Below are 13,031 nucleotides of genomic sequence, written 5' to 3' on the forward strand. Positions count from 1 at the left end.
CATGTCAGTAGATAAAAACAGAATAAATCAAGATTTAAAGTTTATTTGTGAAAATATTAAAAAGTTAGAAATATTAAATAGACTAGGAGAAGAGGCGTTTTTAAAAGATTTTAAAAATGTGGATAGTACAAAGTACTTATTAAGAAGTTCTATTGAAGCAGTTTTAGATTTATCAAACTATGCTGTTATTTCTAATGGATGGGATATGCCAGAGAATATAGAGAAAACTTTTAAGGTTCTTAGGGAAAAAAATATAATAAGAGATTTTGAATTTGAAGAGTATATGGAGCTTATGAATTTAAAGGATAAACTTACCTTCATGTATGCTTCTATAGAAGATGAATTCATATTTAATGAGTTAAAAAAGACAATAATAAAGTTAAAAAATATAAAAAAATCCTTAGATAATTTAAAATAAAATTATATTTAAAATGAATATTGATTTCTAGACAGGGTTAGAAGTAACTTAACTTTTTTATTCTTTATTAAGAAATTTCTTAGCCTTATCTAGAAATCAATATGAGCTTAAGAGAGGGATTTCTTACTTTCTAAGAAGCTCGGAGGTTAATATATATGGATTTTTATATCTATTCTTCTTTTTAGTTTTATTTCCTATATTTATGCACTTATGAGGACAGTTATTTACACATCCCATGCAATCACAACAATTTCCTTTCCATTTAGGGCCTTCATCTACAATTTCTATATTTTTATTTGGACAGATTTTAGCACAAATTCCACAAGCAGTACAAAATTCATTGGTGCTAAAATTCTTATCTTTATTTTTAAAACCATCTTTCCAAAGTTTATATAAAAGTAAATTAATTCTAGTATGTTTTTCCTTTAAGTCTTTAGACTCCCTATTTAATATTGAAAGAGTAAAATTTTCTATTTTAAACTTGTTTGAATCAATTACTTTTTTTGCATCTTCTCCTACCTTAGGATTTCTACCCATTCTTATATAGTTTGAGTTAAGTAAAAACTTTTCCCCATTAGATAAACTTAAGTTCTTAGGATAAAGTAATTTATTTATCATGGAAAAGGTTATGCCTTTTCCGCCACCGGTACATTCAGCTGCAAAAATATATGAATCTTTATTTAATTGTAATTTAGAGATAAATTCACTTACCATAGGAGGAAGGCCAGAGGCATAAATAGGATATACAAAGCCTATGGTTTCTGCTTCATATTTAAACTCTTTTTTATAGAAAGCATCTACTATGGAGATTATTTTTGCATCCTTTAGATGTTTAGCTATTTCCTTAGCGGTGTAAAGTGAATTACCTGAGGTTGAAAAATAAAATATTAAATTTTTCTTCATATAATATCCATCCTTATTAAAAAATAATTCATTATATTCATTTTAATATTAAAAATACATAATTTCTATATAAAGGCTAAATATAATTAATACGAAATAAAAATCAAAGTTGACAATTTTGATGGGAATTAATATAATTGGAACTATATTAAAATGGAAAGAGGTTAAGCTAATGAAGAAAAAATTAATGTTATTATTTCTAACAATAAGTATTTTAATGATGGTATTAGTTGGTTGTAGCAATAATAGTAATAACATTCAAAAAAATAGCACTAATAAAGAAAAGATAACAGTAGCAACTTCAGGAACATATTATCCATTTACTTTTCTAGAGGGTGGAGAACTTAAGGGGTTTGAAGTTGATGTATGGAATGAAATAGGAAAGAGATTAGGGTATGATGTTGAGTTTAAAACAGCTTCTTTCAGCGGATTATTTGGAATGCTTGAAAGTGGAAAGGTTAATACAATAGCTAATCAAATAACTGTAACTCCAGAAAGAGAAGAAAAGTATTATTTCTCAGAGCCATATGTATATAGTGGGGCTCAAATAATAGTTAAAAAAGGCAATGATTCAATTAAATCCTTTGATGATTTAAAGGGCAAAAAGGTTGGAGTTGACCTTGGAAGTAACTATGAGAAAATAGTTAAAGATAAAGATGAAAATAATGAGATAAAAATATTAACTTATCAAAATACAGATGCTGCTTTCAATGAACTTTTACTTGGAAGAATAGATGCTGTAGTAATAGATAGGGTTTCAGCTATAGCTGCCATAAAAGAAAAAGATTTAAATTTACAACTAGCTGGAGAACCAATAGATAAAATAGAAAATGCCTATCCTTTTGTTAAGGATGAAAAAGGCAAAGATTTATCAGAAAATGTTAATAAAGCTTTAGATGAAATGAAGAAAGATGGAACTCTTAAAGCTATTTCTGAAAAATGGCTAGGAATGAATGTAAGTGTTCCTAATAACCAAGAAAATAGTAATAATATTATAGATAATAATAAAAATAATAGTATAGGTTTTGATTTTATGTATTCATTAGATTTAATACCTATGTTATTAAAGGCTATTAACGTAACAATATCTTTATCAGTATTCGGTATGATATTAGGATTAATAGTTGGTATAGCTCTTGCTATGATAAGAGTTTACAAAATTCCTGTACTAAAGCAAATAGCTGAGGTTTACATATCATTCTTTAGAGGAACACCTCTTTTAGTACAATTATTTTTACTTTATTTTGGTGTGCCACAGGTAATACCTTCACTTCAAAATATGAGTGCATTTACTGCGGCATTAATAGGTTTAGGGCTTAATGCATCAGCTTACATAGCAGAAATATTAAGATCATCAATAGATGCTATAGATAAAGGGCAAATGGAAGCATGTCTATCATTAGGTATGACAAGGGCTCAAGCTTTAAAAAGAGTAGTTTTACCACAAGCATTTAGAATAGCAATACCTCCTTTAGGTAATATATTTGTAGATACAGTAAAAGGATCTTCATTAGCATTTACTTTAGGAGTTGTAGAATTATTAGCTAAGGCTCAAATGGAAGCGGCAGCTAGTTATAAATTCTTTGAAAGTTATGTGGTAGTTGTAATTATGTACTGGATAATCATAGGCTTCTTTAATTACCTACAAAAGATCTTAGAGAAAAAACTTTCAGTTTATTAAGAGGGGAGGAGAGAAGTCATGATAAAGGTTAAAAATCTTAAAAAGAGCTATAAAAATTTAGAGGTTTTAAAAGATGTTAACATGGAAGTTAAACAGGGAGAGGTAGTTGTTATAATAGGACCTTCAGGTTCAGGTAAATCAACCTTTCTAAGATGTTTAAATTATTTAGAATCACCAGATAAGGGAGAAATCCAAGTTGGTCATGTAAAAGTAAATGCTGAAAAAATAAGCAAAAAAGAAATTAATGACTTAAGAAAACAATCAGCAATGGTATTTCAGCATTATAATTTATTCAATAACAAAACAGTTCTACAAAATGTTACGGAAGCATTAATTGTAGTAGAAAAAATGGATAAGAAAAAAGCTGAGGAAATTGCCTTAGAAAATTTAAAGAAGGTAGGTATGGTTGATAAAAAGGATAATTATCCAAATACCTTATCAGGAGGACAAAAACAAAGGGTTAGTATAGCGAGAGCTATGGCTATAAATCCCAATGTTACCCTTTTTGATGAACCTACATCAGCCTTAGATCCAGAATTAGTAGCAGAAGTATTAGCTGTTATAAAAGATTTGGCTAAGGAACATAAAACAATGATAATAGTTACCCATGAAATGAGTTTTGCAAGGGATGTAGCAGATAGAGTTGTATTTATGGATGGAGGAATAGTTTTAGAGGAAGGTACTCCAGAGGAAATTTTTAAAAATCCTAAAAATGAAAGAACAAAACAGTTTCTTGAAAGATTTATAGTTAATTAAAAAAACTATAGTGGTATAGAAAATTAATATATACCACTATAGTTTTTTATTTTATTTCTTTAAATAATTCAAATGCTTTACTTTTAGCTTCTTCTAATATCTCATTACCTTCTGATGTAATACTATAATATTTTCTTATCTTACCATCTATTAATCTATCTTTTCTTAGTAGTAAACCATCTCTCTCCATATTATGAAGTATTGGATATAAAGTTCCTGGACTCATAGAATATCCATGTTCCCTAAGTTCTTCAATCATTTTTGATCCGAAAAAAGGTTCAACTTTTGCATGGTGTAAGATATGGATATGTATAAAACCTAAAAATAATTTTCTTAAAACTTTTTCTTGCATGGGGCCATCTCCTATAACAAAATAAATATATATATAAATACGATATCGAAAATAGATTGCTGTTAATGCTTTCTATTATATTATACTTCTTAATTCTTTCAAATCAAAAGATTAATATATGGTATTATGCTTAAAATTTAATGTAAAATGGTCTTGTAGTTTAATTAGATTATATAAAGTTAACTATAAGGAGTATTTGTTATAAATAGTTAAAATATTGATTAAAAGGTAGGGTTATACTAGGGAAAAGAATGAAATTAGAAAATAAAAATTATTTAATTTTAAGTATGTATAGAATCTTTTTTAGAGAAATTTTTTATATAAAGTTTTTAAATAAAAAAAGAATGCATAAGCATTCTTTTTTATTGTTTCTTATTCATTATAGCATTTCTTATTTTTTTGAATTGTGGGAAAGCTTTTTTATAAAGTGTGTATATTCCATTATCAACAACAATATCAAACTCTCCTATAAATTCTACGAAGTTTCCGTTAAATCCTTTTTTGAATTTATAAAGTCCATATAGTGGATTTTCAGGATTTAAGTCTCCAGAAACACCTCTAAAGTCATATACATCACAACCTAGATCAATAGAGTCACAAATCATTGACCATTGCATAGCAAAGTTAGGCATTGTATCTCTTAATATATTTTCTGAAGCTCCGTAAAGATACCATGCTTTGTTTCCGTAGTATAAGTATATTGATCCTGAAAGATATATTTCTTGACCTTTGAAAGGTTCTATATCAGATATTTTCTTTTTAAAGCCTTCTATTTGTCTTTCAGCTTCTTTAAGTCTCTTATCTTGGTCATTTAATTTCTTTTCAATTCTTGATTTCTTATCTTCATCAGTTTCAGCCTCAAGCTTTACTTTAAGCTCTTCTATTTTGTTAATAGCCTTAGTTTTAGCTTCTTCTTGCTTGTTTAATTTTTCTGATAATCTGTTGAAGTCATTTTCGTAGCTATACTTAACCATGTATAATCTACAATGTGGATATAAGTAATCTATCATGTCCTTAAAATATTCTCTATGTCTTACTAAGAAGTTATCTCTCTTACCAGTTGTAACCATGATTTCATGGAATCTGTCTAATACATCTTCATTTAAAGTTTCTTTATCATAAACCTCAACTGATAATCCTCTTTCCTCAGCAACTTTTATGTTATATCTAGTTTTACTAGAGAATTTTTTAAATACAGCCTTCTTAATATCCATTTTATTCCCTTCAGTTGGAAGTGGAAGTCTAAATACAAAGTTTGGTTGTATAGCTTCAAAGTTTTTACTATCTGTGTTTTTATAACCTAAACTCTTAAGGAAGTTCTTTATTTCAGTACCTTCTGAAAGAGCTTCTTCATTTTCTTTTAAATGGATATCTGGATCTATTGTTATAAAGCTTATATTATTCTTTTTAGCAAACTCTCTTAGATATTCAGTAAATTCTATTAATAATTTTTTATTGTTGTAGTCACATGTAAAACTTCTTGGAATATATCCCATATATTTATTTATGTATGGTGCTTTTCTTAAAAGTATAGTAGCTGTGATAACCATATTATTATCATTATCATATCCTGCTATAAACTTCTTCTTCCAATCTTTTTTTAATTCAGCCCAATAAGATGTTTGGAATATGTGACCCTTTCTATCAGATTCATTAAATTTATCAATTTCTGATGAATTTATTTCTACAAATTTATACAATTTAGTTTCCTCCTTAAACTTCATCAGTTCTAAACATATATATACATTAAGACATAATAAGTATATTGTAATATGAAATAATTTTCTGTTCAAGTGTAACATTGCTATTATACAGGAATATTAGGGCTTTATGTAAGCTTTGTAAAAAAATAAAGATGCCATATCAAAAGCTAATAATAAAACTTACAAATGTATTAGGAAATTACTAGAGATTTCTTAATACTATTTGCAAGTTTAATTAAAAGTTATTTTGATATAACATCTTTTAAGCTTGTGAACTCTTGGTTTCTAAACTTTCTAAAAGATTTTTATTTAAAAACATTATTAAATAAGATACTATGCTTGCCATAAAAATTACTGTTGTTCCAGGACTAATTTCAAATAGCATAAGTGAAAATAAAAATATAACTATATTTCCAATAGAAACTACTGGTTTAGTAAAGGTTAAAATTACACTAGCTCTTAAAATATCCATTGAACTCATAGAGAATCTTGAGATTAATACAAAAATATATGTTGTAGTTAATAGCATTAACACCATTAATACTATAAATACACAAGCAAGAGGTAAACTATAGTAAACAGTTGAAAATATTCTTAAGTTAAAACTTAAAAGGAATATTAAAAATAATTCTCCACACCACATTAAGGTAGATTGTTTCCAATTATATTTTAAACCTTTAATAAAGTCACTAAATAAATCTAAATCTTTATATTTCACTAATTTTCTCATACAGTAAAGCAGTGCTGTAAAACTTGCTCCAAAAGGAATTAGAGAAACTAAAAATAAAGGTAAATATGTTGTTATATTACTAAGTCCTACAAACAAGAAGAACAAGATTACAGGTATATTTAATATAGAGAAAAATATATTAAGCATAAAAAACCAAAAGATGTAATTAAAAAAAGTAAGTAGTTTTTCAAGATTAAAAAATTCACCCATTTTTATCACTCCATAAAATAATGTAATGGTTTAACTGATTTGTAATTATAGTTTAAGATAAGTAGAGGGTAAAAACAATTTAAATATGCATGAAATTTAAATGAAACCATAAAAAATACATAAAAACAATAAAATATCATAATTTGATAAGCTTTTCAGATAGGGGAGAATATGATTTAATAAAAATTGACTAAGGTAATGTGGGTGAAGAGGGGAATTAAATGAAGTTTAGTAAGTCAAATCTTTATAAAAGACTATTTATAACATATACAATAGTTATATTATCCGTGGTTAGTATTTTATGCATTTACTTCTTAAGTAAAACTTCTGAAGAGATTAAGAGAAATAATCTTTATATAAATGATAAAATACTGCAAGATGTAAATGAAACTCTAGAGTATAATAGTAGCACATCGAGAAGAATAATGAATATGCTCTATGAAGATGACTTTAGGTTAAATGATGTTATAAAGTATTTAAATTCAGATTTAGTTGATTATATAAAAGGCAAATTAGATTACTATAGTGCAAGTGATAAACTTTATTATAATGGTATAGAAAGTTTTGTTAAGAGTTCATTTCAATTAAATAACTTTTTAAAAAATATATCATTTATAAGCTATTCTAGAAATGAAATATCAGTTTTTAATAGAAAAGGAGAAATAAAGACCTATCCTTTTAATTCAAATGAATTATTAGACAAAAAGGATATTGAATATGCAATCTATAACAAAAATGAGATTAGTATAATCAATGAAATAAGAGATTCAGCTTCTTTAAAGCCAGAAGGAATGCTTATGACTACTTATGATGTAGGGGTAATTAGTGATGTGATAAAAAAATATAAGGATACAAATTCAGAGGTTCTTATATTAAATAAAGAAGGAATGATTTTATTTGATTCAGAAAATAAATATGACTATGAGCATTATCCATACTTTGACAAGCTTAAAATAGGTAGTCATGAGCTTTTATTAGAAGATAATTATTATGTAGATATATTACCAGATAATAATGGATTAATATCTGTAGTTAGGATAAAGGTAAGTAATGCTACAAAAGTACCTATTCTTTTTAAGGTTTCAGCCTTTTTAGTTAGTTTATTCTTATTTATAATTGCAGAGTGTGTTCTTTATATAAAATTTAAAAATTTAAGTAAGAGAATGGATTCACTTGTTTTAGCTATGGAAAAGGTTGAAAAAGGAGATATAGATGTACATATCCCTTTAAGTAATGATAGGGATGAAATAACATTCATTGCAGATAATTTTAATAAAATGTGTGAAAAGTTAAATGATCATATAAGGAAGAGTTACTTAGCAGAATTACGCCAAAGAGAAGCTGAAATTGTAGCCCTTCAAAATCAAATTAATCCACATTTTCTTTATAATACACTAGAATCAATAAGGATGAAGGCAATATGCAATGGAGATAAAGAAGTAGGAAAAATGCTCTATAGCTTAGCATTTTTATTTAGAAGTCAAGTAAAGGGAAATCTTATAGTTTCAATAGATCAGGAAATAAAATACTGTAATAAATATTTGGAACTATTTAAGTTTAGATATGATGAGAAGTTTAAGTTCAAAATAGAATGTGAAGAGGATTTATATGATAAGGCAATTGTTAAATTTACTCTTCAACCTTTAATTGAAAACTATTTTGTTCATGGTATAAGGTTAGAAAGAGATGATAATGAATTAAAAATATATATCTATAAACATTTAGAAGATATAGTTGTAGAAGTAATAGACAATGGTAGAGGAATTCCTAAAGAGAAATTAGATGATATAAATAGAAGAATTAGGGAGTGTGATCATTCTGGTAAATCAATAGGGATGCTAAATGTTCATGAAAGGATTAAAATTAAATATGGGGAACCTTATGGGTTAACTGTTACTAGTGAGGAGAATAAGGGAACTAATATGATTTTAAGATTCCCGCTTAGAGAGGTGGAGTAGTAATATGTACAAGGTTATGCTAGCTGATGATGAGAATTTAATTTTACAAGGACTTGAGAATATAATTGAATGGGAAGAACTAGGGTTAGAAATTGTAAATAAGGCAAGTAATGGTCAAGAAGCCATAGATAAATTTAAGGAAAATCCAGTTGATATAGTAGTAACTGATATTAACATGCCACAAGTTACTGGATTAGAATTATTAAAGGAATTAAAGAAGTTTAATTCTGATGTTAAGTTTATAATATTAAGTGGATATGATGATTTTTCTTATGCTAAGAAAGCAATAGAGTTAGGTGTTGAAAATTATATATTGAAGCCCATAGATGAAGAAGAATTAGAAAAAACTTTAAAAAATACAATAAATAAAATAAAACAAGAAAAGGAAGAAAATAAATCAAGTTTAGGAAAACATAACCTACTTATTAAACTTATTAAGGGTAAATTAGCTAAAGGTGAAATAGAAGAAAATAGAGAAAGTTTTTATATGAATTTAAATTCAGAAAGATATTCTTTATGCATTATAAACACTAGAAGTAGATATGACAGTGAGGAAATGTTACATAACATAGTTAATGTAATAAAGGAAAATACTGAAAATAAATTTGAAATAATATACACTTTAGATGAGGAACTTATTTTAATAAACTCTTGGGATGAAGCCTTAAGTAAAAAAGAGATTAAAAAATATTATGATAAATTAAAAGAACAAATAATAAATGAGTATGGAATAGACGTATTTTTAAGTGTTGGAGAGCCAGTTTGTGATTTCTATAAAATTAGTTCAAGTTATAAGGAAGCAAATAACTTAAAAAAATATGTTCTTACCTTAGGGTATAATAAGTGTATAACAACAGAAGATGTTAAGGATATAAATGAGAAGAATATAAACTTTAGTGAGGTTTTAGATAAATTAAATAAAAGAATAATTGCTAAAGATATAGAAGGGGCAGAAAAAATTATTGAGGAAACAGTTGAGGATAAAAATTTAAATCCAAGAAATATATATGATTTATCTGTAAAAATACTATTTTTATTGGATGGTATAGTTGAAGAATTTAAAGTTGAAAAACAATACACAGGAAATAGTTTAGGAGAGGAAATCGTTGCTCTTTGTAGTGAAGATACAAGGGAAGATATTAAAACTTTATTATGTAGTGAAATTAGGGAAGTTATAGAACTTATGCACCCAACAACTATAAAATATAGCCCTGTAATTCAACAAATTATAAGTTATGTAAATGAAAACTATTATGAAGAGGTAAGTCTTAAGACTTTAGCTCAAAAATATCATATAAATACATCTTATTTAGGACAGGTATTTACAAAAGAAGTGGGATGTTCATTTTCTGAGTATTTAAATAAAACTAAAAATATGAAAGCTAAAGAGCTTATATTAAATACAAATATGAAGATAAATGATATAGCTAAAAAGGTAGGGTATTTAGATACTAGTTATTTCTATAGAAAGTTTAAGAAGTACTATGGAGTTTGTCCATCAACCTTAAGAAATATAAAAAATTACTAATTATAAAGCTATGGAATATTAAGCTGTATTCAAAGATAAATTTTGAGTACAGCTTTTTTTATGAAACTTTGTTAAAAAAATAATATTTAAAACAAGAATTAAGCAAATAATAATAAAGAGTAATATAATATTTAAGTAGAACCCTCCTTAAGTTTTATATATTATGTGATAAAAATCACATTTTCCAAAGTTTTGGAATGATAAAATTTAAACAATTGAAGAAAGTTATTATATTAATAATTGTTTTAGGTAAATGTTGATTTCTAGCTATATATTTAGAAATCAATAATAGTATAAGATAGACTTTTTTATTAAATTTAAAAGGTAGGTGTTTTAGAGTATGTATAAATTAGGAATAATAACTAGCAGTGATAAAGGATATTCAGGAGAAAGAAAGGATGAAAGTGGATTAGTAATAGCTCATATTGCAAAGGAAAAAGGATTTAAGATAGAAAAGTATATAGTTTTACCAGATGAAAGAGAAATGCTTAGAGATGAGATGATTAACATGGCTGATAACTTAGGTGTTGATCTTATACTTACAACTGGTGGTACTGGATTTAGTAAAAGAGATGTTACTCCAGAGGCAACTAAAGATGTTATAGAAAAGGAAGCATTAGGAATACCAGAAGCTATAAGAAGTTATAGTATGACAATAACTAAAAGAGCTATGCTTTCTAGAGCTACTGCAGGTATAAGAAAAGATACTCTTATTGTTAATATGCCTGGTAGTCCAAAAGCTTGTAGAGAAGTTATGGACTATATTTTAGATGATTTAAAACATGGAATAGATATTATGAAGGGAGATGCTAGAGAATGCGCAAGAAAATAAGCCTATTAATAATAATGGCAATAGGAATGTTATCATTATTATTTGTAGGATGCACTAATAACAAGGAAGAGAAAACTTTAACAGTTAGTATTGCTGCAAGCCTTCAAAAGCCAATGGAAAAAATTGCAGCTAATTTTGAAAAGGAAAATGGAGTAAAGATTCAATATAATGTAGGTGGCTCAGGAACCTTAAAAAAACAAATTAGTGATGGGGCTGATGTAGATTTATTCTTCTCAGCAAATACTAAATATGCAAAAGAACTTATAGATGAAGGGCTTGTAAATAAGGATGAATCCTATAAGATTTTAAATAACCAATTAGTTTTAATTGAAAACAATGATTATAATAAACCTATAAATTCTTTAGAAGACTTAAAAAATGTAGAGGGTAAAATTGCAATTGGTGAAATCTCAACAGTTCCAGCAGGACAGTATGCTAAAGAAAGTCTAGAAAAAGTAGGAGTTTATAAGGACATTGAAGATAAATTAGTTTCTGCTAGAAGTGTAACAAATGTTAAGACATATGTTGAAAATGGAGAGGCTAATTTAGGATTTGTATATAAGACAGACGCTTTAGATTTAAAAAATAGTAAAATAGTTTATGAGGTACCTAATGATTATCATAAACCTATAGAATATGAACTATGTTTATTAAAAAATAGTAAAAATAATAAAGAAGCAAAGAAGCTTATTGAGTACTTAAAAGGTGAAGAAAGTAAAAAGATATTTAGTGAGTATGGTTTTGAGGTGAACTAAAAAATGATATGGGAAGCCTTATTAATATCCTTAAAAGTTGTATTAGTAGCAGTATTTTTAAGCTGTATTTTAGGAATATTACTTGGCTATTTTATGGTGGAAAAAAATTTTAAGTTTAAATACATTATTGAAACAATAATAATATTTCCTATGTTTTTACCCCCTTCTGCAGTAGGATATTTAATTCTTTTAATATTAGGCAAGAAGGGAGTAATAGGTGAATTTCTATACAATAATTTTGACATGAGTATTATATTTACTTGGATAGGGGCTGTTATAGTAGGAATAGTTGTTTCAATACCTATTATGTATCAAAGTTTAAAAACATCCTTACTTAGTGTTAATGAAGATGTAAAAAATGCTGCTAGGGAAATGGGAGCAATAAATTTTAAACTTTATAGACTTATAAGTTTACCTCTTTCTAAAAAAGGATTATATACAGGTATTGTACTTAGTATAGCTAGAGTTTTTGGAGAATTTGGAGCTACTATTTTAGTTGCTGGTAATATTCAAGGTAAAACTCAAACAATACCTATGGCTATGTATTATGCTATTGAGAATGGTGATTCAGGTTTAGCAAATAAGATATTAATACTTATAGTTTTAATATCAGTGATTTTAACTTTTTCTTATAATAAAATAATTAAGAAAATAAAATAGAACTTTTAAAGTTTAGAGAAGAGGAGAGTAAAATATATGGATAATAAACTTACTCATTTTGATAATAAAGGAAATGCAGTTATGGTAGATGTAAGCAATAAAAATGAAACTGAAAGAATAGCTATTGCAACAGGTACTGTAAAGGCATCAAGTGAAACTATAGAATTAATAAAATCAGGTCAAATAGGAAAGGGTGATGTTTTAGGGGTTGCCAGAGTTGCAGGTATAATGGCGATGAAAAATACTAGTAATTTAATACCTATGTGTCATCCTGTTATGATTACAGGATCTAGTATTGATTTTGAAATTGATTCTGAAAAAAATGAAATAAGGATAACAGCTACTTCAAAGGTAGTTCATAAAACAGGAGTTGAAATGGAGGCTCTTACAGGAGTATCTATTGCAGCCCTTACTATTTATGATATGTGCAAAGCTGTAGATAAAAGAATGGTTATAGGAGATATACACCTAGTAAAAAAACTAGGTGGAAAAAGTGGAGAATTTAATTTTTAAATGATTCATGTGAAAAAGTGAGTTAGAGTTTA

General features: G+C 26.7%; 13 protein-coding genes. 9 read left to right on the plus strand and 4 right to left on the minus strand.

Translation table 11 applies throughout. The features are described from left to right. Position 1 precedes the first annotated feature (1 nt). The gene (locus QP548_RS00440; RefSeq protein ID WP_061429041.1) at positions 2-418 is read left to right on the plus strand and encodes a DUF86 domain-containing protein; all 417 of its coding nucleotides are present in this window, start codon (positions 2-4) and stop codon (positions 416-418) included. A gap of 123 nt (positions 419-541) precedes the next feature. Here QP548_RS00440 and QP548_RS00445 read toward each other — a convergent pair whose 3' ends face one another. Further along, on the minus strand, positions 542-1,321 hold the full coding sequence (locus tag QP548_RS00445; protein ID WP_003463200.1) for an EFR1 family ferrodoxin: 780 nt from the start codon (positions 1,319-1,321) through the stop codon (positions 542-544). A 172-nt stretch (positions 1,322-1,493) separates the two neighbouring features. Here QP548_RS00445 and QP548_RS00450 point away from each other — a divergent pair, with 172 nt between their 5' ends. Together QP548_RS00450 and QP548_RS00455 are read left to right on the plus strand one after the other, a co-directional pair. Further along, complete coding sequence (locus tag QP548_RS00450; RefSeq protein WP_061429460.1) at positions 1,494-3,002, plus strand: ABC transporter permease subunit; 1,509 nt, start codon at positions 1,494-1,496, stop codon at positions 3,000-3,002. An 18-nt stretch (positions 3,003-3,020) separates the two neighbouring features. Continuing rightward, positions 3,021-3,758 (plus strand): amino acid ABC transporter ATP-binding protein, encoded by a 738-nt coding sequence (locus QP548_RS00455; RefSeq protein ID WP_003451387.1) that lies wholly within the window; start codon positions 3,021-3,023, stop codon positions 3,756-3,758. A gap of 46 nt (positions 3,759-3,804) precedes the next feature. Here the strand turns inward: QP548_RS00455 and QP548_RS00460 are convergent, their stop codons facing one another. From QP548_RS00460 to QP548_RS00470, 3 genes are all read right to left on the minus strand, one after another. Then, entirely contained in the window at positions 3,805-4,110 is a 306-nt protein-coding gene (locus QP548_RS00460; protein ID WP_003451687.1) for a PadR family transcriptional regulator, read from the minus strand. A gap of 362 nt (positions 4,111-4,472) precedes the next feature. Then, positions 4,473-5,810, minus strand: coding sequence for a lipid II:glycine glycyltransferase FemX (locus QP548_RS00465; protein ID WP_061429040.1), 1,338 nt, complete (start codon positions 5,808-5,810; stop codon positions 4,473-4,475). Between the two features lie 265 nt (positions 5,811-6,075). Next, positions 6,076-6,753: a DUF624 domain-containing protein gene (locus QP548_RS00470; RefSeq protein ID WP_061429039.1), complete on the minus strand. Its 678-nt coding sequence runs from the start codon at positions 6,751-6,753 to the stop codon at positions 6,076-6,078. A 221-nt stretch (positions 6,754-6,974) separates the two neighbouring features. On the opposite strand from QP548_RS00470, the gene QP548_RS00475 reads away from it, so the two are divergent. From QP548_RS00475 to moaC, 6 genes are all read left to right on the plus strand, one after another. Continuing rightward, positions 6,975-8,711 carry a sensor histidine kinase gene (locus QP548_RS00475; protein ID WP_061429038.1) on the plus strand — a complete coding sequence of 579 codons (1,737 nt, stop codon included), beginning with the start codon at positions 6,975-6,977 and terminating at the stop codon, positions 8,709-8,711. A 4-nt stretch (positions 8,712-8,715) separates the two neighbouring features. Continuing rightward, positions 8,716-10,239, plus strand: a complete 1,524-nt coding sequence (locus tag QP548_RS00480; protein ID WP_061429037.1) for a response regulator transcription factor — start codon at positions 8,716-8,718, stop codon at positions 10,237-10,239. Positions 10,240-10,579: 340 nt separating this feature from the next. After that, a complete protein-coding gene (locus QP548_RS00485) occupies positions 10,580-11,071 on the plus strand; it encodes a MogA/MoaB family molybdenum cofactor biosynthesis protein (RefSeq protein ID WP_061429036.1) in 492 nt (163 codons plus the stop codon). Beyond that, positions 11,056-11,826, plus strand: coding sequence for a molybdate ABC transporter substrate-binding protein (modA, locus tag QP548_RS00490; protein WP_061429035.1), 771 nt, complete (start codon positions 11,056-11,058; stop codon positions 11,824-11,826). The genes QP548_RS00485 and modA overlap by 16 nt, the downstream gene beginning before the upstream one ends. A gap of 3 nt (positions 11,827-11,829) precedes the next feature. Next, positions 11,830-12,486, plus strand: coding sequence for a molybdate ABC transporter permease subunit (gene modB / locus QP548_RS00495; RefSeq protein WP_060670964.1), 657 nt, complete (start codon positions 11,830-11,832; stop codon positions 12,484-12,486). A 36-nt stretch (positions 12,487-12,522) separates the two neighbouring features. Beyond that, positions 12,523-12,999: a cyclic pyranopterin monophosphate synthase MoaC gene (moaC, locus tag QP548_RS00500; protein WP_003470675.1), complete on the plus strand. Its 477-nt coding sequence runs from the start codon at positions 12,523-12,525 to the stop codon at positions 12,997-12,999. Positions 13,000-13,031 lie beyond the last annotated feature (32 nt).

This window comes from Clostridium sp. UMB9555A (assembly GCF_030222355.1).
GTDB lineage: Bacteria > Bacillota > Clostridia > Clostridiales > Clostridiaceae > Sarcina > Sarcina perfringens.

Bases quoted from the DNA above. Each gene is read 5' to 3' on its own strand.
- moaC (WP_003470675.1), top strand. From the start codon at position 12,523: ATGGATAATAAACTTACTCATTTTGATAATAAAGGAAATGCAGTTATG.
- QP548_RS00480 (WP_061429037.1), top strand. From the start codon at position 8,716: ATGTACAAGGTTATGCTAGCTGATGATGAGAATTTAATTTTACAAGGA.
- QP548_RS00485 (WP_061429036.1), top strand. From the start codon at position 10,580: ATGTATAAATTAGGAATAATAACTAGCAGTGATAAAGGATATTCAGGA.
- modA (WP_061429035.1), top strand. From the start codon at position 11,056: ATGCGCAAGAAAATAAGCCTATTAATAATAATGGCAATAGGAATGTTA.
- QP548_RS00475 (WP_061429038.1), top strand. From the start codon at position 6,975: ATGAAGTTTAGTAAGTCAAATCTTTATAAAAGACTATTTATAACATAT.
- modB (WP_060670964.1), top strand. From the start codon at position 11,830: ATGATATGGGAAGCCTTATTAATATCCTTAAAAGTTGTATTAGTAGCA.
- QP548_RS00450 (WP_061429460.1), top strand. From the start codon at position 1,494: ATGAAGAAAAAATTAATGTTATTATTTCTAACAATAAGTATTTTAATG.
- QP548_RS00455 (WP_003451387.1), top strand. From the start codon at position 3,021: ATGATAAAGGTTAAAAATCTTAAAAAGAGCTATAAAAATTTAGAGGTT.
- QP548_RS00470 (WP_061429039.1), bottom strand. From the start codon at position 6,753: ATGGGTGAATTTTTTAATCTTGAAAAACTACTTACTTTTTTTAATTAC.
- QP548_RS00445 (WP_003463200.1), bottom strand. From the start codon at position 1,321: ATGAAGAAAAATTTAATATTTTATTTTTCAACCTCAGGTAATTCACTT.
- QP548_RS00460 (WP_003451687.1), bottom strand. From the start codon at position 4,110: ATGCAAGAAAAAGTTTTAAGAAAATTATTTTTAGGTTTTATACATATC.
- QP548_RS00440 (WP_061429041.1), top strand. From the start codon at position 2: ATGTCAGTAGATAAAAACAGAATAAATCAAGATTTAAAGTTTATTTGT.